Raw genomic sequence first — 20026 nt, 5'->3', positions numbered from 1 at the left:
CTGGGAAAGGTCGCGAGGCGTCGAGCCGACATACGAATCGTGTTCGCTCTCCAGCGCATCCCACTGGGGACCTCCACATCGATCGAGCGCTGTCTACCGCTCTGTCGCTATCTCATAGGGTCCGCTCCGCATGCGCCTCCTCTGCGCCGCCTCCTCCACCACCTTCCTCGCCTTGACCTCGGCCTTCCGCGCCTCGATCGCCGCGAGGCGGGCGCGCTCGGCCTCGGCCTCGGCACGCTCGCGGTCTTCCACCGCGTCGCGGAGCATCTGCTCGGCCAGCATGAGCTGCGCCTCGCTCTCCCGCCGCGCCTTGTCCGCCGCGCTCCTCGCCTCCGCCGCGCTCGCGACCGCCCGCCACATGTCCTCGTTCTGACCCATGATCAGCCAGTTCTGGTGAGTCGCCTTCACGAACCCCGTCCCCGAGACCATCAGCAGCAACAGCGCCGCGATGACCCCGGTGACGAGCCGGCGCCGCCGGCGCTGCTTGTGGTCGGCCAGCCGGAGCACCTCCTCCAGGAAGAGCCGCTCCCGCTCCGGCATCTCCCGCCGGTAGCGCCTGCGAAAGCCGCGCGCCTCCTCGGCCACCTTGCCGCGCCAGAGCATGTCCGCGGCGCGATGGCTCGAATCCCACAGCCTCGCCGCCGCGCGCAGCCGGTCCAGGAACACCGCGTCCTCCTCGCTCTCGTCGAGCCAGCGCTTGAGCGTCGGCCAGCGCTCGATCAGCGACTCGTGCACGATCTCCACCGTGCCGCCCGCGCGATCGCTCCCCCGCTCGATCGCCAGGAGCCGCCCGTCGGCGAGCAGGCCGACCACCCGCTCGATGGCGACCGGATCCCCGGGCAGCTCGCAGAGCTCGCCCAGGCTGGCCACGGCGCACGTCCGCTCCGGCGTCACCAGGCGCTCCAGGACCGCCCGCGCCAGCTTCGCCTGGCGCCCGCTCATCCCGGCCAGGAGCGTGTCGGCGTGGCTGGCCAGCGCGCCGGCCACGCCGCCGAGCGCCTCGTAGCTCGCCCGCGTGAGCAGCCGGCGCTTGCGATCGCGCATCTCCCACAGCCTGGCCGCCGTGAACTGGAGCAGCGGCAGCGCGCCGTGCGTCGCCTCCAGCGCGTCGAGGATGCCCTCGACCATCGCCGGGTCCTCGATCTCGTGCCGCGCCGCCTCGATCGGCCTCACCAGCGCCTCGCGCAGCCCCTCGCGCCCCATCGGCCGGAGGAACACGAGGCCGCGGAGCATCGCCGCCATGAAGCGCTCGTGCCCGGCCAGCCGCTCGATGAAGTCCGATCGCACCGACAGGACGACCCGCAGCGGCGACGAGGCGTCGTCGGCGATACCCTCCAGGCACGCGAGGAACGCCGCGCGCTCGTCGGCCGGGGCGCCGAGCGTGAACAGCTCCTCGAACTGATCGACGAACACCACGAGGCGCTTCTGCGCGCGGGCCGCCCACCCGCGCAGCGCCGCGCCGAGCAGGCCCGGCTCGGCGCGCAGCCGCGGGGCCAGCGCCGCGCGCGCCTCGGCGCCGCCCTCCGGGACGAGCGCCTGCAGCTCGGCGCTCAGGGTTACGGCCGGGCTCGTGAAGAGCTCCGCGAGCGCCGCCGTCGGCTCGCGCCCGGGCCGCACGACGAGCGCCTCCCAACCCTCGCCGGAGCGCTTGAGCGCCGGGATCACCCCGGCCCGCACGAGCGACGACTTCCCCACGCCCGACGCGCCCGCGATCGCGAGCAGCGGCTGGTTGCGGAGGCGCGCGACGACGCCGGCGAGGTCCTGCGCGCGGCCGAAGAAGCGGTCGGCGTCGGCCTCCTGGAAGGACGAGAGGCCGGCGAACGGGCTCTCGTCGGCGCCGAGGTGGATCTCCCCGCGCCCGGGCAGGAGGGGCAAGAGCTCGGCCAGGAGCTCCTCGGCGGAGGCGTACCGCTCGGCTTTGCGCTTGCGCAGGCAGCGATCGATGATCGCGCCGAGCGCGCCGAGCTCCGGGTGGCGCGCGCCGACCTCGGGCATCGGCTCGTCGAGGGCCGGCACGCGGAGGAGGACCATCCTGTCGTACGGCGCGAGCGGGTGCGCGCCGAGCACGAGCTCGTGCAGCATGATGCCCACCGCCCAGATATCGCTGGACGGGTCGATCTCGACGCCTCTCCATTGCTCGGGGGACATGTACGGCAGCGTGCCGATCATCCCTCCGTCGGGGGTGAGGCGCGCGTCTCCGGCGAACGAGCCCTCGGCCGCGAGGCTCGCCTCGTCGTCGCGCAGCCTGGCGATGCCGAAATCGACCACTTTGATCGCGCCCGACGCGTCCAGCATGATGTTCTCGGGCTTGAGGTCGCGATGGACGATGCCGGACGCGTGCGCGCTCGCGAGGGCGCGCACGACGGGGACCATCATGTCGACCGCGAGGCCGGGCGGCAGCGGCGCCGTCGACGCCTCCTCGCCGGCGCCCGCGGGCCTGCGCTGCTCCATCCAGCCGCGGAGGCTCTGGCCCTCGATGTACTCGAGCACCATGTACGGATATCCGTCGTGCTCGTTCACCTCGTAGATCGTCACGATATGCTCGTGCTTGCAGCGCGCGGTGGCCTGCGCCTCGACCAAGAAGCGCTGCACCCCGAGGCTGCTGAGCCGGGTGAGCAGCTTGATCGCGACCAGGCGCGCGAGCCGCGTGTCGCGCGCGAGGAACACCACGCCCATCCCACCCTGGCCGAGCTCGCGCAGGAGCTCGTAATGGCCGATGCGGGTGCCGGCCGAAGGCGGCGGCTTGGTCTGCAACCGCAGCGAGGGCGGCGGGGCGACCACCGCGGTCGCCGCGCGGCCCTTCCGCTCGCGAGCGCCCGCGGCCGCGCAGCCGGCTTCGAACGTCTCCCCCTGAGGCAGCGTGGCGCTCGTCGGCGACGCGGAGGAAAGCAAGGTATTCGCGTAGGGAGCGTCCTTATGCCCATCGCTGCTCATCGCTCGATCTCCCGCTCCCGCGATCTTGCTCGACTGCGCAGCAAATCGACGGAGCGACTTCCCGGTGACCATCGTGGCAGGCATCTCCCCCTCCTCCTGTTCGAGACGGCTCGATGATCAACGTGTGAGTCGCTCCTTCGATGCAGTCCAATGGAGGAATGAGGTGAATTTGGTCAGATAATGTGGGATGCGATCCTGTGCATAGCCGCCGTCGACGCCGGGCAAGCCTCTTGCGCCGTCAGGTCAAACCCTCGATCACACTGTCGAATCGTGGCCTCTGGGCCCGCTGGCGCCGAGCCGCATGCGCCAATTCCGTGCTACATGCGTCGATGCGCGCAATCGCTGTTGATTTCTGAAACGCTTGCTGCTTGCTCGTGCCTCGCCAGATCGGCGGGCGCGGAGGAATACCCGCCGACGTCGGGAAGATGCGACAGGTTGGCGTGATGCTCGCCCCTGGATCCGCGGCGCCCCCTGTGCGGTGCTGCCCTGAGCGCCTCTCGGGATCAGCGCGGCGGAGCACAGCCGTGGAGCTCTCGGGGGGAGATAGGGAGATCGGCACGATGAGCCGTGCTCTTCCTCGCACCGCGATCGTCGATGACCTGTCGGCCCCCTGAGCCACGCCCCGATTCCGGTACGGACAGCGCCCGCGCCAGCGTCGGGCGCTGTCCGCTGTCCACGCTTTGCACACGAGACGCCCCGCTGGATGGGCGCGCAGCCGCAAACCCGAGGCTCTCGGGAATCCACGCCTCGCCGCGTGACACCCGGCGATCCGTCGCGAACGGGCCTCGAGCTTGCATCGCCGTGGACGCAGCCTGCATGGGACGACACCCGGCAAGCCGCTCGGATCGTGAAAGGAGTCGGCGATGAAGCTGGTGAAAGCGCTCGGTGCGCTGGCGCTGTCCGGGATCGCGCTCGGCGCCGCGCAGCTCGCGGCAGCGGAGGACACGGTACCCGTCCAGGAGCTCGTGATCGTGGAGGAGACGGCGAGCCCGACGCTCGCCGACGCCCGGATCCCCCCGGACGATAGCCCCTATCGCGGGGACCTCCGGCCCTATGGGCTCTTGCGGCCGTACAGGCCCTTCGAGCCGTACAGGCCCTTCGAGCCGTACAGGCCCTTCGAGCCGTACAGGCCCTTCCGGCCGTATGGGCACTTCATGCCGCACAGGCCCTTCCGGCCCTTCCGGCCGTTCGATCCCTACGACGGGCGGCTCCGTGACCGCGGGCGATCCGAGGCGACGCCGGCAGAGGGCTGCCCCATGCCCGCCGTGAGCCTCCAGGACCATCGCTGACGCCGCTGACGGCGCATCTCCCCAGCATCGCCCGCCCGCCCCGCAGGAGAGCGGCGGCGCGCCGCGAGCGGGCCGAGCGGCGGCGCGCCGCGAGCGGTCCGAGCGGCGGCGCGCCGTGAGCGGGCCGAGCGGCGGCGCCGGTCCGATGAAGTATCCTGCGCCCGATGCCCTCCCCCGATGCAGCCGAGCCCGGCGCCCGGCACGCCCCCCTCCCGCCCGCCGAGCTCTTCCATCGCATCTTCGCGCTGCTCGCGGCCATGGAGGAGGCGCAGCGGGCCAAGGTCGTCGAGCTCGCGCGGCGCCTCATCCCCACGCTCACGGCCGAGGACATCCGCAACCCGCACGACTTCCCCGGCCTCGACGACCCCGACTGGCACTTCGAGGACGGGCAGCTCGCCGGCATCGAGTCCGTTCGGTTTGCGCTCCGCGGTCTCGCGCGCGATGTTCTGGGGGATGGCGAAGGGCGCGAAGCGCGAGAGAGACCCGAGAGCGACGGCCAGCCCGGGGCGGGCCGCGAAGGCGGCGGCACACAAGGCGAATGAGGCGTTTTACCAGCCGTTCTCCACGCTCCGGCAGCTGACGAAGCCGAAGCCCAAGCCGGCCGCGACGCCCGACGCGAAGGCCAAGGCCGCCGCGACGCCCGACGCGAAGGCCAAGGCCGCCGCGGCGCCCGACGCGAAGGCCAGGGCGAAGGCGGAGCCCGAGGCGAAGGCCAGGGCGAAGGCGTCCGCCGGCGCGGCGGCGCAGGCAGGCGTCGAGCCGGCGCCGCGGCCCGTCGACCCCGAGACGTTCGCGATCTACATGGCAGGCGTCCGCGTGCTCGAGGACCGCGTGAACCGGATCCCGGTCACCGCGAGCCGCGTCGAGCGCGCCGCGCTGCCGACGATCGCGTCCGATCCGGACGAGGAAGCGCGCTCGCGCATGCGCTCGCTCGTCATCGAGGGCATCAAGTTCGAGACCACGGACGACAGCGCGCGCATCGAGGGCAGGCGCCTCGACGTCGATCCGCGCGAGCTCCGGCGGCTCCGGCGCGCCCGCTACGCCGTCGACGGCACCCTCGACCTGCACGGCCTGAGGCTCGAGGCGGCCCGCGAGGCCGTCGAGGCCTTCGTCTGCAAGCGCCAGCGCGACGGCGATCGCGTCGTCGCCATCGTCCACGGCAAGGGCAACCACTCGCCCGGCGGCCACGCCGTGCTCCGCGGCGAGATCGCCGCCTGGCTCAGCAACGGCCGCGTCGCCCGCCACGTCGCCGCGTTCTCCACGGCCCCGGACGCCGAGGGCGGCGCCGGCGCCGTGCTCGTGCTGCTCGCGCGATGAGGCCGGAGGCGCGCGCGGAGCCTGCCGAGACGCCGGGGCACGCGCGGCGGCCGGACGCGCGCGCCACGCGCGGCGGCCTGCTGCCGGTCGCGCGGGCGGCGCTGCTCGCCCTGCTGCCGGCCGCGGCGCTGCTCGCCCTGCTGCCCGCGTGCGCGCCGGCCCCGGCCGCGCCGCCCGCGCCGCCGCCGAGGCCCGCGCCGCCCCCGCCCCCGTCCACGCTCGGCGACGGCGAGCTCGGCGAGTACCGCTCGGAGCGCTTCGATCTCCTGCTCCCCTTGCCCGACGCGCGCGGCTTCCGCGTCGAGGACGGCGAAGGCCCCTGGCTCGTCGCGACCCACGCCGCGTCGTCGACGTCGCTGCTCGTCCGCACCTGGCGCGAGGACGGCCGCGCGAGCCGCGCCGCGTGCGAGGCGCGCGCGCGGCTCTGGCGCGACCTGCCGCGCCCCGACCAGAGCCTCACCGCCGTGGAGCGCCGGATCGACGTGCCCGAGGGCTTCGACACCGTCGTGGCGATCGGCGTCGCCGACGCCCCGCCCGGCGCGCCGATCGACGGCTTCGCGGTCGCCTTCGGCGGCTCCGGCCGGCGCTGCTTCGCCTTCGTCGCCGAGACGCGCGCCGCGGGGCCCTCCGCCGAGCGGCTCGTCGGCGAGCGGCTCGCCGCGGTGGTCGAGATCTCCCTCGGCGGCCTCCGCCTCGTGAGCGAGACCGCGCCCGCCGTGCCGCGCGAGCCGCTGCCCTGAGCGCGAGCCGCCGCCCTGAGCCCGAGCCGCCGCCCTGAGCCCGAGGCTCAGCGGTAGACGCCGCCCCGAGCGCGAGCCGCCGCCCCGAGCGCGAGGCTCAGCGGTAGACGCCGCCCCGAGCGCGAGCCGCCGCCCCGAGCGCGAGGCTCAGCGGTAGACGCCGCCCCGCGCGCGGGCCTCGAGCGCCGCGGCGAGCTCCTCCTCGCCGATCGACCAGGCCTCGGCCGACAGCTCGCGCGCCTCGGCGGGCTTGAGCGCCTCGAGCGCCCGCGGCGCGAAGCGCAGCCGCGACAGGGACAGCAGGCGCTCCAGCGCCTCGGACGTCACGCCGCTCTGGAGCTCCCTCCGCCACGCGCGCTCGATCGCCTCGAGCCGCGCGGGGCTCTTCCACGCGTCGGCGAGCACCACGCGCCCGAGCCGCGCGTCGATCGCGTCGATCCCGGTGGGCAGCGCGACGATCGCCTGCTGCGCCGCGCGCGCCGGATCGCCGAGGCCGAGGGAGAGCAGCGCCCGCGCCGCGTCGAGCAGCCGCACCTCGTCGGGCCGGAGCGCGGCCCGATCGACGTACGGGAGCCGCTCCAGCGCGATCGCGTAGCGCTCGCGGCGCGCGGCGTCGATCACCGAGGCCAGCGCGCAGAGGACCCGCGCCGTCGGCGGCGAGAACCACGGATCCGCGCGCTCGCTCGGCCGCTGCGCGGGGTCGTCGAGCTCGAGGGCGGCGGCGCGCCACACCGACGCGCGCGCGGCGAGGACGGCGCGCGTGGCCTGCACCGCCAGCAGGAAGAGCGCGACCGCGGGGAGCAGGCCCTTCGCGCCCCAGCGCTCGCCGAGGAGGCAGCTCGCCCCGACGAGGAGCGACAGCAGGAGGGCGAGCGTCAGCCGACGCCGGCGCCGCGCGGCGTCGCCCGCCGAGCCGGCGGCCCCGTCCGTCACGCCGACGGTCTCGGCGCACCGCTCGAGCAGCCACGTCCAGGCAGATCCCACGTCCGCGGGATCAGGATGCCCGCCGCTACGCCTCGGCGCGAGGCTTTTCGATCTCCGCGCAGAGCGCGCGGGTGAAGTCGTCGGTGCTCGCGGTGCCGCCGAGGTCGCGGGTGCGCACCTGGCCGGCCCGGTAGACCGCCGTGAGCGCCCGCTCGATCCGGTCGGCCGCCTCGTGCTCGCCGAGGTGCCGCAGCATCATCACGGCGCTCTGCACGAGCGCCGTCGGGTTCGCGTAGCCCTTGCCCGCGATGTCCGGCGCCGACCCGTGCACCGCCTCGAAGACCGCGGCCTCGTCGCCGATGTTCGCGCCGGGCACGATCCCGAGGCCGCCGACCAGGCCGGCGCCGAGATCCGAGAGGATGTCGCCGTACAGGTTCTCCGTCACGAGCACACCGAGCTTGTTCGGCTCGCGGACCATCGTCATGGCCGCCGCGTCCACGATCATCTCGCCGAGCTGGACCTCGGGGTGACCGACGGCGACGCGCCGCGCGCAGTCGAGCGCCAGGCCGTCGGAGAGCTTCATGATGTTGGCCTTGTGGACGATGGTCACCTTGCTCCGGCCGTGCCGCTTCGCGTACCGGAACGCGAACTCGGCGATGCGCGTCGAGCTGCGCTCGGTCGTGAGCTTGATGCTCTGGGCCACGCCGGGCAGGATCATGAGCTCGAGCCCGGCGTAGAGCCCCTCGGTGTTCTCGCGCACGATGACCATGTCGACGTCGAACCGCGGCTCGACGCCCGGCAGGCTGCGGATCGGCCGCACGTTCGCGTAGAGGTCGAGCGTCTGCCGGAGCGTCACGTTGACCGACCGGAACCCGCCGCCGATGGGCGTGGTCACCGGGCCCTTGAGGGCGATCCGGTTCTTCCGCACGGCGTCGATGACGGGGAGGGGGAGCGGCGAGCCCGTCAGCTTCGCCACCTCGATGCCCGCGTGGTGGATCTCCCAGTCGACGGCGACGCCGGCGGCGGAGATCACGTCCTGAGTCGCCTTCACGACCTCCGGGCCGATGCCGTCGCCGGGGATCAACGTGATGCGATAGGGCATGGTCCGTCCCATTAGCAGGTGTGCTGGCGGGAACAATGGGCAAGCGAGCCCGAGCGCGCGCCGCGCGCTCGCCTGCCGGCGCGCGGGCGACCGGGGGAGGTGGTGCGATGCGCCTTTTACAACCGCGGCCGACCTCGCTAGGGTACGCCCCCGCACGGCCTGACGGGCCGCTGTCACCTGGAACCGGGCGCGGGCCGGGCCATCCGCCCCCGCCGATGTTCACCAACTAGAGTGAAGGAGCGTGCTCATGCACCCTCGTGTCTTGAAAGGTCGCAGCCTTGCTTTCGCGGCCTTCCTGCCTGCCGTGATCGCGTCGTTCTCGCTGGGGTGCGGTTACTCCGAGGAGGAGTGGAAGGCCCAGCTCGACAAGTACAGCCGCCTCCAGAGCCAGCAGCAGAGCACGGAGCAACGCCTCGCCGAGACGCAGAAGGCGCTCGAGGTGGAGCAGGCGAAGGTCGCGGAGCTGACGAGGCAGCTCGAGGCGGCCGGCGTCGACATCAGCAAGCTGAACGAGAACCTCCAGGCGACGAGCACGCAGGTGTCGCAGCTGAGCTCGACGCTCGAGGAGCGCGAGAAGGCGCTCGCCGAGTTCAAGGCCCGCGCCCGCCAGCTGGAGCAGATCAAGGCGCGCTTCGAGACGCTCCGGAAGAAGCTGGACGAGCTCACGAAGCTCGGGCTCGCGGTGAACATCCGGAACAACCGGATGGTCATCTCGCTGCCGGGGGACGTCCTCTTCGACTCCGGGCGCGAGACGCTGAAGAAGGAGGGCAAGGAGATCCTCCTCAAGGTGGCCACGGTCGTCCGGAACGACCCGTCGCTGCTCAACCGCTACTACCAGGTCGCCGGTCACACCGACAACAAGCCGCTCGCGGGCGGTCAGTTCCGCGACAACTGGGGCCTGTCGCTGATGCGCGCGCGCGAGGTGCTGCTGTACCTGGTCAGCCCGGCCGACATGAAGGGCGGCGGGGGCGCGCTCCCGGTCGCGAAGTGGAGCGCCGCGGGCTTCGCGGACACCGACCCGGTCGCGACGAACGACACGGACGAGGGGCGGCAGAAGAACCGCCGCTGCGACCTCATCGTGGTGCCGAGCGTCGAGGAGATGCTCGACCTCAAGGCGATCACGCAGTAGCGCGGGCTCGCGCGGCGCGCGCTGCGGGTGCGGCGCGCGCCGCGGGTGCGGCGCGCGCGGCCGCGGTCGGATCCACGCTCGTCGGGCGCTTCGCCTGCGCCGTCAGGTCGGCTCGGGCCAGCTGCTGTGGCCATCGCCGCCCGGCCAGGGCGGCGCGGTCCTGCGAAACTCGCTCGGCGTCTGGCCGGTCACGGCGCGGAACGCGGCGGCGAACGCGCCGAGGCTCTGGAAGCCGACGTCGACCGCGACCTGCGTGACGCTGGCGCTCGGGCCGGAGAGCAGGTCGAGCGCCCGGAGCACGCGCGCGCGCGTGACGAAGGCGCGCCACGTGACGCCGGTCTCCTCGCGGAACCGCCGCCGCAGCGTGCGCTCGGTCGCCCCGGCGAAGGCGGCGGCCCGCGCGAGATCCGCGCTCGCGACGTCGCTGAGCGCGCACGCGATCGCCCGCTGCACCGGCGGCGTCCTGCCGCGGGGCAGCCGGTACGTGGCGCCGCGATCGAGGAGCGGCGCGATGAGATCCGCCATCGCCGCGAAGAAGGTGTCGGCCGCGGCGTCGTCGGGGCGCCGCGCGACCGGCCAGCGGCGCGCGTAGATCACCATCTCGCGCAGGAGCGCGGTCACCTCGAAGACCCTCACGGCCGCGAGGGGGGAGGGGAACGCCGCGGGCTCGAAATAGATCGAGACGATCGACGCGTCGCGACGGGTGGTCGCGTGCGGCTCGCCCGCGGGGATGAGCGCGGCGCGCTGCGGGGGGAGCAGGAAGGACGCGTCCTCGACGTCGAGGCGCGCCGTGCCGGCCAGGGGACAGAGCAGCTGGTGCCGCGCGTGCGTGTGCCAGGCGTAGGCGACGCCCGGCAGCTCGTCCTCGTAGGAGAACGCGCGCGCGGGGACCTTGTCGAGCCCGAGCCTGGCGAGGTGCTCGGCGGTCTCCGTGGGGGTCATGACGCGGGCTTGCACGGCGTGGCCTCTCGGCGACGATCTTTGTCCTGTCGCCGGCAGCCGTAAAGACCGAGGTGGTCCACCTTCGAGCCCCATGAGCCAAGCCGATCCCACGACGCATGATGCGCTGATCCAGGAACAGTTCACAAGGCAGGCCAGGCCGTTCGCCGAGGTCCCGGCCCACTCCGCCGAATCCGCCATGGCGCTGCTGCTCGACGCGCTCGCGCCGGCGCCGGGCGACGCGGCCCTCGACGTCGCCTGCGGGCCGGGCATCGTCGCCTGCGCGCTCGCGCCGCGCGTGGCGAGCGTGCGGGGGCTCGACATCGTCCCGGCGATGCTGGACGAGGCGCGGAAGCGACAGGCGAGCCTCGGGCTCTCCAACGTCACCTGGGAGCTCGGCGACGCGAGCCGGCTGCCCTATCCGGACGAGAGCTTTCGCCTCGTCACGACCCGCTACAGCTTCCACCACCTGCTGGATCCGCTCGTGACGCTGCGCGAGATGGCCCGCGTGTGCCAGCGGAACGGGCGGGTCGCCGTGATCGACGTGGCGCCCGCCGAGGACAAGCGGGACGCGTACGACGCCGCCGAGAAGATCCGCGATCCGTCGCACGCGCGCGCGCACACCGAGCGCGAGCTCGGCGCCCTGTTCGACGCGGCGGGGCTCGAGATCGAGACGACCGCGCGGTACAGGCTCGAGGTGGAGCTCGAGGCCGCGCTCCGGGCCTCCTTCCCGGAGCCCGGCGGGGCGGACCGGCTCCGGGCCCTCTACCGCGCCGACGTCGGCGTCGACGCGCTCGGCGTCGGCGCGGCGCTCCGGGGGGACGAGGTGTGCTTCGCGTATCCGATCGTCATCCTGGTGGGGCGCAAGCGCGGCTGAGCCGAGCGGCGCGCGGCACGGCGCAACGACGGCGCAACGACCGCGTCGGGGGCCGGGAGCTCAGGGGGGCGGCGCGGCCGGGCAGGAGGGGTCGGTCGTCGCCTCGACGTCGTCGACGTGCAGCGTCTCCTGGCCGAGCGGCTCGTTGCAGACGCCGCTGGCGCCCAGCTTGAAGGAGAGGTGCTGGGGCCTGCCGGCCGTGCGCGGATCCAGGCAGATCGTCCGCTGCTTCCAGCGCTCGCTGGCGGGGAGGGCGGCGCCCGGGGTCGAGGAGGCGGTCGCCGCGCGGAGGTCGCTCGTGCGGTACCAGAACTTCAGCGCCGGGCCGGCCGTCCCGTCGGGCTCGGGCACCGTGAACACGGTGGAGGCCGACGGCTCCCGGCACGGCTTCTTCACGGACAGCGAGAGAGAGACCTCGCCGGAGTGCGCGGCGGCGGCGTCGACGGCGAGCCTGGCGCTGCCGCGCGACGGATCGTCCGCGTTCAGGACCCACGCCGGCGAGAGGCTCGCGCCGGCGCCGGCGTTCTCGAAGCCGGGGTCGAACAGCGGCGCGTCCCCGGGGCACCGATCGTCGGAGACGAAGGCGAGATCATCCACCGCGAAGTCGCGTGGGTTCTCGTCCGTGCACGGCTGGCTGCTCCGGTTCCGGTAGGCGAAGGCGAGCCTGTGCGCCATGCCGAGCGCCCACCGGGGCAAGCAGACGTGCGAGACCTGCGCCTCGCCCGTGCCCGTCAGCGCCGTCAGCTGGTGCGTGCTCAGCGTGACGTTGACGACCGCGCCCGGGCTGCCCTGGCTCCAGATGCGGAGCGCCGGGTTCGGCAGCGCGGGGGAGGGCAACGGGGCCGACACCGTGCCCTCGAGCGAGGGATACTGGCAGAAGTGCGTGGTGCCGATGCGCCCGCCCTTGCCGCCGCCCTGGCCGAGGCCGCTCGCGACCTCGGAGACGCCGTTCTCCGGCTTCGCCGTCCAGCCCGCGTCGCCTGCCTCGAAGTCGCCGTTCAGCACCTGGCCCGGCAGGGGACAGTCGCTCATTTCATCCGGTCGAATCGCGACGTCATCGAAGGCCAGGATGTAGCCCTGTCCGGCCTCCTCGTCGCACTGGGGGGATCTCCGGGAGGGCCCGAGGAGCAGCTCGATCTGCCCGCCATAGGCGCGCTCTCCCAGGCAGACGCGCTGCGGGGCGAAGGACGAAGAGGGCATGAGATCGAGGTTCGTGAATCCGCCGTTGATGCGGACCCCGACGCCCGGGGGACCGATGCAGTCCATGCCTGCGTCGCAGGCGACGTGCGCGGCGAACGTGAGGAGCAGCGGCTCGGCGCACGCGAGGTCCGGCATCGTGAGCTGCTGAGAGAAGCCCGCCATCTGGCACACCGCGCCCCTGCCGATGACCCCGGCCCCCGGGTTGCCGTTGCCCTCGGCCTCGGGGCGGACGAGCGCGGCGCCCGTTGCGCTCCAGGTGTCCGCGCTCTGGAACGAGGGATCCTGCGGGCCTCCCTGCCAGACGCACTCGCCGTCGACGATGGCGTATCCGTCGGTGCAGCCGCAGCCCGAGATACACACGCCGTCCACGCAGCGGAGCTCGCCGCCGCACTCGCCGAGAGACCCGCACGGACAGCCCTCCTCGCCAGGAGGACAGCCGCCGCCGCCCGCCTCCCCGCCGGCGCCGCCCGCGCCCCCGGCAGCGCCGCCCGCGCCGTCGCCCGCGCTCCCTGAGCCGCCTTCTCCCGCGCTCCCGGCGCCGCCCTCGCCCGCGTCCCCTGCGCCGCCCGCGCCGCCTTCGCCGCCCGCTTCCGTCGCGCTCGACGCTGCGGCAGGAGCGCCCTGCTCCGTCCCGGAGCAAGCGCTCGCGAGCGCTCCGATCAAGGCGCAGCCACAGGTGAGCGCGCGTGTCCACATATCCATCAATTCAAGTTAGCGGTCGAATCATGCAGCGGCAAGGCGGATACCGTCTTTGCACAACAAGATAGATAGATAAGGAGATCTCTCAAGTCGTATCGGGCAAAACCGGAGAGAGCGGCGCTGATCGCTGAATTCGAGCGCTCCTGCGCGGCGCTCGAATGCGCGCGAATACCCATGAACGAGCGCATTCGAGCGCCCGAGGGGCGAGCGCCGGTCCGACGGCGCTTCGCGCGAGCGGCATATTCCCCACACGCGCTCCGCAGCGCGGGCCGGGCAGGCGCCGTCGCGGCGCCGACGGACGTTCATCGACTCGCGACGTGCTCGGGGCAGCGCGTCACGCGTCAATCGCCGGAAGCGGCGCCGGAGGTGCCGAGCGCCGCGGGCGGCACGAAGCTCGCGACGGTGCTCCCCCCGGCGGCCTCTGCGTCGAGGAAGGCCCGCAGCTCGGCGAGCAGCGGCCGCGACGCGCCGACGAAGGGCAGGTGATCGTCGCCCGGCAGCTCGACGTAGCGCGCGCCGCGGATGCGGCCGGCCAGATCGCGCCCGGCCGCCGCGGGGACGGCCCGATCGCCGGCGCGGTGCAGCACCAGCGACGGGACGCTCACCTGGCCCAGCGCCGACCGGATGTCGGCCGCCGCGTGCGCCCGGAGCATGCGCGCCGCCCCGCTCGGGCTCGCGCCGTGGCGCAGGTACGCGGCCCAGGAGCGCCGGAATGCGGCGTCCTCGGCGGCCGAGGGGGCGAGGCGATCGAGGAAGAGCGGCTCGCCCCAGGCGCTCCGCAGCGCGCGCTCGGCCTCCTCGGCGTCCTCGCCGGCGAGGCCGAAGAGGCACCCGGGCCAGGCCGCCATCTGCGCCGCGCTGCCGAGCGCGATCAGCGCGCGCGCCCGCGCCGGGTGCGCCGCCGCGAGCAGCGCGCACGGCGCGAAGCCGCCCCCCACGCCGAGGAGCGCCGCCCGCTCCACGCCGGCCGCGTCCAGGACGGCGAGCAGATCCTCGGCCTGCTGCTCGGCGGGCGCGCCGGCGCCCTCGCGCTCGCTCATGCCGGTGCCGCGCTGATCGAGCACGATGAGCCGCGACCCCGCGCCGAGCTCGGCGAAGAACCGGGACATGAGCGCGTCCTCCCACGCGGCCTCGACGTGCGTCACCCACCCCTGGACGAGCACCAGATCGAGCGGCCCGTCGCCCGCGGCCCTGTAGGCCAGGCTCGCGTCCGCGCTCGTGGCGAACCGGGTCTCCGCCGCGAGCAGCGGCGCCGGCGCCCGCGCGGAGGAGACCGCCGTCCCCCGCGCGGCCTCGAGCCCGCGCCGCATCGCCTCGGCGACCTGCGCGTACGCGCCCGCCCACGCCCGCGCGGTGGCGGGCGTCCACGCGTCGCCTTCCAGCGCCTCGAGCGCCTCGAGCAGCGCCCGGCCCACGGCGTCGAAGTGCTCGGGCAGCGTCGCGTAGGCGGCGTGGCGGCGCCCGAGCGCCTCGAGCATCTCGATCAGCTTGTCCGGCGCGCGCAGGTTGTCGATCACGAGCTGCAGCGCCGCGGCGAGCTTGAGCCGCTGCTCGCGCATGTCCGGCGGGAACAGCGCCCGGAGCGCCGGCTCCCGGTGGAAGAGCCGCTCGTAGAAGCGCGAGACGAGCTCCTCGGCGCGCGGCGCGAGGCGCGCGAAGGAGGCGCCCACGACGTCCGCGTCCGTCTCCGGCGACCCCGCGGACGCGGGCCCGGAGCGCACGATCTGGAACGCGCGGCAGAGCGCCTCGGTCTCCTCGAGCGCGGCCTGCACCTCCTCGGCCGACGCGAAGCGCGCCCCGGGATCGCGCAGGACGCAGCGGTCGATGACCTCCGCGAGCATCTCCGGGACGTCGGGGCAGAGCGAGCGGAGCGGCGGGAGCGCGCGCGCCGTCACCCAGCTGGCGATGGCGTGCAGGTCGAGCCCGGCGTGGGGCAGCCGGCCCACGCACAGCTCGTAGAGGACCAGCCCGAGCGCGTAGACGTCGGACTGGAGCGTGCCGGCGGTCCCGGCCCAGAGCTCCGGCGCGAGGTAGAGCGGCGTACCCATCATCGTGCCGCCGTGGGTCAGGCCGGCGGCCTCGAGCGCGGGGGGCGCGTCGGGCTCCGTGAGGATCGCGGTCGTCAACGCCGACACGTCCGAGAGCGGCCGGCGCGCGGGCGCGCCGGGGGGCCTCGACGAGACGCGCCGCCCCGCGTCGCGGGCGGCGGTCCGGTCGACGAGCTTGGCGAGCCCGAAATCGAGCAGCTTCACCTCGCCGCTCGCGTCGAGCATCACGTTCGCCGGCTTGATGTCGCGGTGCAGGACGCCCCGCCGGTGCGCCGCGGCGAGCCCGCGCGCGAGGCCGAGCGCGATGCGCAGCGCGGCCTGCCACGGGACCGGCTTCGGGAGCAGCTCGAGCGGCTCGCCCTCGACGAACTCGTAGGCGATGTAGGGCCGCCCGCGCACCTCGCCGATCCGGAAGACGGCGACGACGTTGGGGTGCTGGAGGCGCGCGATCGCGCGGGCCTCGACGCGCAGCCGCTCGATGGTCCTCGGATCGGGGTTGTCCGCGGCGACGAACTTGAGCGCGACGGGCCGGTCGAGGACCTCGTCGTGGGCGAGGTACACCTGCCCCATGCCCCCGCGGCCGAGCGGCCTGACCACGCGGTAATCGTCGAAGGTCGAGGGCGGCGCCCACGGCTCCGAGGACGACGGCGGCGGCTCGGCCTCGCCGGCGCGGTGCTCCGTCGAGGGGAGCAGGAGCGGCGCGCCCACGTCGCTCTCGCTCGGGCGCGCCGAGATCGCGGCGCGGCAGTCGGCGCAGCCGTCGACGTGCGCGCGCAGGGTCGCCGTGGCCTCGTGCGGGAGGCGGCCCTCGAGCCAGGCGGCCAGGGCGTCTTCGGACGGGCACGGGATCATGCGCTGCGGTTCTCCGGAGCGGCATTCTCCGTGCGAGGAGTGTTCCGCGCAATGGCGGCGCGGGCTCTGTCGCGCCGCGCTGCGCCGCTGCCGTCGCGAGACGGAGCCCGTCTGTCCCGGCCGCGCCGCGCCGACGCGCGGCGCGGGCCCGGCGCCCGGCGCCCGGCGCCCAGCAGAGGACCGCTCGCCGCGCGCGGGGCACAGCGCCGGCGGTGGACCGGCGCAGCCGCGGTGTCACGATCTGGAATTGTATGAGCAAGTCGAAGCCACCGCCGAGCCCAGCGCCCCGGTCGGAGACGGTGCGGCAGACGCTCTTGGAGGAGCTGCGCAGGGGCGCCGCGACCGCGTGGGAGCTCTCCGCGCGCGTCGGGCTGCGCGAGCGCGACGTGACGCCGCACCTCGAGCACCTCGCGCGCTCGCTGCGCGCCCGCGGCGAGCGGCTCTCGATCGCGCCGGCGCGCTGCCTGCGGTGCGGCTACGCGTTCGACGAGCGGCGCTCGCTGGCGAAGCCGAGCCGCTGCCCGGCGTGCCGCGGGGAGCGCATCGAGGCGCCGCGGTTCCGCGTCGACGCGGGCGAAGGGTGACCCTCCCCGCGGCCGCTCACAGCGTCGGCCGATCGAGCGCCTCGGGGCGCGGCCGCCGCGCGGCGCGGGCCTCCACCTCGCCGAGCAGGCGCGGGCCCGCGCGCTCGCCCGCGCCCGCGAAGAACGCGCGGGCGCGGGCGGGATCGCCGTGCGCCGCGTAGAGCTCGACGAGCTCGCGCTCCGCGGCCTCGTCGATCGTCGCCTCCGGCGAGCCCGCGCGCGCGGGGCCGAGCTGCACGATGGCGCGCAGCGCCTCCATCGCCTCCTCGACGGCGCCCCCGCGGCCGAGCCCCCGCAGGCTCCACGACTTCACGTAGAGCGCGCGCTTTCGCAGCGCCGCGCCCGCGGCGCCGCGGAGGGCGGCGTCGCAGGCGCTCACGGCCTCGTCGAGGCGCCCCGCCGCGAACGCGAGGTTGGCCAGCGCGAGGTGGGCCTCGGGCGCCTCGCGCGACGCCGGGTGCTCGCCGGCGAGCTGGCGCAGCCGCGCCTCGGCGCCGCGCAGGTCCCCGCTGTCCTGGAGCGCCTGCGCGAGCTTGAGGAGCGCCGAGGGCCGCTGCTCCGCCGCGCGCAGCGCCGGCGCGTCGACGAGCGCGGCGTAGGCCGCGACGGTCCTCGAGAGCGCCCGCGCGGCCTCCGCCTCGAGCGCCGCCCGCCGGGCCTCGGCGCGCTCGCCCGCGGCGCCGGCCTCCGCGGCCTCGTCGAGCACGAAGAGCTGCACGCCGATCGCGCGGCGGCGGCTCGCCAGCGACTCCGCCTCACGGAAGAGCCGCTCCGCCGCCGCGCCCGCGTCTCCATGGCCGGCGCGCGCCGGCGCCGCCGCGCCCGCGTCTCCATGGCCGGCGCGCGCCGGCGCCCCCCGCGCGATGCACCCCGCCGAGGCGAGGGCGACGGCCGCGAGGGCGGCGAGCCGCCGCGCCGCCGCCCTGCGCGGCTCCGTGAACCTCCCGGCGGCCCTCGCTGCGCTCTCCAGCACCCGTGACACTCCCTCTCCTCGTGACTCACCGGCTGCAGAGGGCGCGAAGCGCCGCGCCCCTCGCGAGCCGAACGGCGCGGGAAGATAGCGGCGGACGCCCCCGCGACCAGGCCAATCGGCGGCGAGCGCGCCGATTCTCGCCCTGCTGCCGCGCGGAGATCTGGGCCTTTCGAGCGCCGTGCGCGGCGGACCACACGCGGCGCGCCGGGCGGGGCGACGCGCCGCCGCGCACGCGCCGGAGCGCGCTCCGCCTCGGCCCGTCCATTGCGTCTCGGCCTTCATCTTCCCCGTCCGCGCCGTCCCTTCACACCGGGCGGGGAACGCACCGAGATGGAGAGTCACGACATGGCGACAAAGGTGAACTGCCTCCCGTTCACGATGCCCTCGATGCCGCGCCTCGGGCTCGACGACCTCGAGGACCGCTTCAGGCGCCTTTCGCTCCTCATGTACGACACGAGCGTTCCGGGCGCGACGCTGGAGAAGGAGGTTTATCCCTACCTCGCCCCTGGCATCGAGTTCGTCGGTCCGTGGCGGCGCGTGCGCGGCGTCGAGACGTACCAGGTCGACCTCTCCGGAGCGCGCGGCGGTCCCCGCTTCGACCTCGACGTCTCGCAAGTGAGCGTCCGGCTCTGCGCGCCGCGCGACGCGGGCCGCGCCGTCGTCGACGGCACCCTCTACCTGAGGCTGTTCCCGCGCTGCGCGTACCCGATGCGGGTGATCCTGACGTACGAGTTCGACCTGATCGATGGAGGCGAGAGCTTCAGGATCACGCGTCACGAGGAGATCTGGCGCGTCGCGGACATCCTGCGGAACGTTCCGTTCATCGGCCGCTCTTACGACGTCTTCCGGTCCTGCTCGGGTTACCTCTTCACCGGGGCGGTGCTCCTCTCCCGCGCCCTCGCCGGCCGGCCGGCCAGCCCCGAGGTCGCGCGGGACGCGCCCGGAGCACGAAACGCGCACGGACGTCCCGCTTGACGAGCCCAGGTCACCGCGATAAAACTCCCCTCGTGAGCTCCCGCCTCACCGCGACCACGACGACCACTACCCGCACCGGCGGGATGGTTCTCGTGTGCATGCGATGAGCTGACGAACCACGAGACACCAAGCCCCGCCGGACTCCGGACGGGGCACGTCGCTTTTCAGCGCTCCGTCTGGCCCGGCCACCGCCGACGGAGACTGACATGCTCGACGAAGACGATCATCGTTATCTGGGCCAGCGCCTCGATCTGTTCCACCTCCAGGAGGAGGCGCCTGGCATGGTGTTCTGGCACGCGCGCGGCTTCACGCTCTATCGCCTCCTCGAGGAGGCGGTCCGGCGCCAGATGATGCGCGACAGCTATCGAGAGGTCCGCACGCCGCTGATCCTGCGGCAGGCGATCTGGAAGGCGAGCGGCCACTGGGACAACTTCTCCTCGAACATGTTTCGGCTGTCCGAGGAGGATCACGCCGCCGCGATCAAGCCCGTGAACTGCCCGGGTCACATGCAGATCGTGGCGCGCATGGCGCCGTCGTACCGGGATCTGCCGCTCCGGATCGGCGAGCTCGGCATGGTGCATAGGGACGAGCCGAGCGGCACGCTGCACGGCCTGTTCCGGCTGCGGCAGTTCACGCAGGACGACGGCCACATCTTCTGTGTCGAGGAGCAGGTCGAGGCCGAGGTCGTGCGTTTCGCGAGCGCGCTGCGCGACTTCTATGCCGGCTTCGGCTTCCACGACATGGCGGTCGGCTTCTCGACGCGCCCCGCCGAGCGCTACGGGAGCGACGCCGTGTGGGACCGGGCGGAGGCGGCGCTCTCCGCCGCGGCGCGGAGCGCGGGGCTCCAGTACCGCCTCCAGCCCGGGGAGGGGGCCTTCTACGGGCCCAAGCTCGAGTTCGTGCTGCGCGACCGGCTCGGGCGGAGCTGGCAATGCGGGACGATCCAGCTCGATCTCGTGCTGCCGGAGCGCTTCGACATCACCTATGTCGACGCCTCGGGCGCGCGACGGCGACCAGCGATCCTCCACCGCGCGCTGTTCGGCAGCGTGGAGCGCTTCCTCGGCATCCTGCTCGAACATTACCGGGGCGCGCTGCCGCTCTGGCTATCTCCCGAGCAGGTCGTCGTGGTGCCGGTGACAGACGCGCAGCGCGCCTATGCCGACGAGGTTCTCGAGCGCCTCCGGCAAAAGGGGGTGCGCGCGATCCTCGACGCGGGCGACGATACGCTGTCGCGGAAGATCGCCCTCGCGCACGCCGCCTCGATCCCCCTGGTCGCGGTGGTGGGCAAGCGCGAGGCCGAGCGCCGCTCCGTGGCGCTCCGGGAGCGCGAGGGCGGACAGCAGCGCGAGCTCCCGCTCGACGAGGCTGTCGTCGAGGTCGTGCGGCGGTGTGAGCCGCAGGCCTGAGCGCGCGCCGGCGATCTCCCGGAACCAGGCGCCGGCGC

The 20026-nt window shown here is 74.4% G+C and carries 16 protein-coding genes; 9 read left to right on the top strand and 7 right to left on the bottom strand.

The annotated features are described in order from the left end of the window. Positions 1-93: 93 nt before the first annotated feature. Entirely contained in the window at positions 94-2934 is a 2841-nt protein-coding gene (locus WMF33_RS37055) for a serine/threonine-protein kinase (RefSeq protein ID WP_437339555.1), read from the bottom strand. 863 nt (positions 2935-3797) lie between these two features. Between WMF33_RS37055 and WMF33_RS37050 the strand changes: the two genes are divergently transcribed. From WMF33_RS37050 to WMF33_RS37035, 4 genes are all read left to right on the top strand, one after another. Beyond that, complete coding sequence (locus WMF33_RS37050; RefSeq protein WP_437333019.1) at positions 3798-4223, top strand: hypothetical protein; 426 nt, start codon at positions 3798-3800, stop codon at positions 4221-4223. Between the two features lie 164 nt (positions 4224-4387). Continuing rightward, entirely contained in the window at positions 4388-4765 is a 378-nt protein-coding gene (locus WMF33_RS37045; protein ID WP_437333018.1) for a hypothetical protein, read from the top strand. Next, positions 4677-5540: a Smr/MutS family protein gene (locus WMF33_RS37040; RefSeq protein ID WP_437333017.1), complete on the top strand. Its 864-nt coding sequence runs from the start codon at positions 4677-4679 to the stop codon at positions 5538-5540. The genes WMF33_RS37045 and WMF33_RS37040 overlap by 89 nt, the downstream gene beginning before the upstream one ends. After that, a complete protein-coding gene (locus WMF33_RS37035) occupies positions 5537-6280 on the top strand; it encodes a hypothetical protein (protein WP_437333016.1) in 744 nt (247 codons plus the stop codon). Before WMF33_RS37040 ends, WMF33_RS37035 begins: the two co-directional genes overlap by 4 nt. Positions 6281-6427: 147 nt before the next feature. On the opposite strand, the gene WMF33_RS37030 is transcribed toward WMF33_RS37035, so the two are convergent. Next, positions 6428-7264, bottom strand: coding sequence for a hypothetical protein (locus WMF33_RS37030; RefSeq protein WP_437333015.1), 837 nt, complete (start codon positions 7262-7264; stop codon positions 6428-6430). A gap of 25 nt (positions 7265-7289) precedes the next feature. Continuing rightward, positions 7290-8306, bottom strand: a complete 1017-nt coding sequence (locus WMF33_RS37025; protein WP_020739497.1) for an isocitrate/isopropylmalate dehydrogenase family protein — start codon at positions 8304-8306, stop codon at positions 7290-7292. 247 nt (positions 8307-8553) lie between these two features. Here WMF33_RS37025 and WMF33_RS37020 point away from each other — a divergent pair, with 247 nt between their 5' ends. Next, on the top strand, positions 8554-9435 hold the full coding sequence (locus WMF33_RS37020) for an OmpA/MotB family protein (protein WP_061622058.1): 882 nt from the start codon (positions 8554-8556) through the stop codon (positions 9433-9435). 102 nt (positions 9436-9537) lie between these two features. Here the strand turns inward: WMF33_RS37020 and WMF33_RS37015 are convergent, their stop codons facing one another. Continuing rightward, positions 9538-10377 carry an AraC family transcriptional regulator gene (locus tag WMF33_RS37015; RefSeq protein WP_437333014.1) on the bottom strand — a complete coding sequence of 280 codons (840 nt, stop codon included), beginning with the start codon at positions 10375-10377 and terminating at the stop codon, positions 9538-9540. 91 nt (positions 10378-10468) lie between these two features. On the opposite strand from WMF33_RS37015, the gene WMF33_RS37010 reads away from it, so the two are divergent. Then, the gene (locus tag WMF33_RS37010) at positions 10469-11251 is read left to right on the top strand and encodes a class I SAM-dependent methyltransferase (RefSeq protein ID WP_437333013.1); all 783 of its coding nucleotides are present in this window, start codon (positions 10469-10471) and stop codon (positions 11249-11251) included. A 60-nt stretch (positions 11252-11311) separates the two neighbouring features. On the opposite strand, the gene WMF33_RS37005 is transcribed toward WMF33_RS37010, so the two are convergent. Next, positions 11312-13153 carry a hypothetical protein gene (locus WMF33_RS37005; protein WP_437333012.1) on the bottom strand — a complete coding sequence of 614 codons (1842 nt, stop codon included), beginning with the start codon at positions 13151-13153 and terminating at the stop codon, positions 11312-11314. A 338-nt stretch (positions 13154-13491) separates the two neighbouring features. Continuing rightward, a complete protein-coding gene (locus WMF33_RS37000) occupies positions 13492-16050 on the bottom strand; it encodes an alpha/beta fold hydrolase (protein ID WP_437333011.1) in 2559 nt (852 codons plus the stop codon). 251 nt (positions 16051-16301) lie between these two features. Here WMF33_RS37000 and WMF33_RS36995 point away from each other — a divergent pair, with 251 nt between their 5' ends. Continuing rightward, entirely contained in the window at positions 16302-16634 is a 333-nt protein-coding gene (locus tag WMF33_RS36995; protein ID WP_020739491.1) for a transcriptional regulator, read from the top strand. Positions 16635-16650: 16 nt separating this feature from the next. On the opposite strand, the gene WMF33_RS36990 is transcribed toward WMF33_RS36995, so the two are convergent. Beyond that, the gene (locus WMF33_RS36990) at positions 16651-17607 is read right to left on the bottom strand and encodes a tetratricopeptide repeat protein (protein WP_437333010.1); all 957 of its coding nucleotides are present in this window, start codon (positions 17605-17607) and stop codon (positions 16651-16653) included. Between the two features lie 345 nt (positions 17608-17952). Between WMF33_RS36990 and WMF33_RS36985 the strand changes: the two genes are divergently transcribed. Together WMF33_RS36985 and thrS are read left to right on the top strand one after the other, a co-directional pair. After that, the gene (locus tag WMF33_RS36985) at positions 17953-18582 is read left to right on the top strand and encodes a hypothetical protein (protein ID WP_437333009.1); all 630 of its coding nucleotides are present in this window, start codon (positions 17953-17955) and stop codon (positions 18580-18582) included. A 206-nt stretch (positions 18583-18788) separates the two neighbouring features. Next, a complete protein-coding gene (gene thrS / locus WMF33_RS36980) occupies positions 18789-19988 on the top strand; it encodes a threonine--tRNA ligase (RefSeq protein ID WP_437333008.1) in 1200 nt (399 codons plus the stop codon). Positions 19989-20026: the final 38 nt, after the last annotated feature.

The sequence above is a fragment of the Sorangium sp. So ce394 genome (assembly GCF_051474665.1).
GTDB lineage: Bacteria > Myxococcota_A > Polyangia > Polyangiales > Polyangiaceae > Sorangium > Sorangium cellulosum_D.
This window is presented reverse-complemented; position numbering and strand designations above follow the sequence as displayed.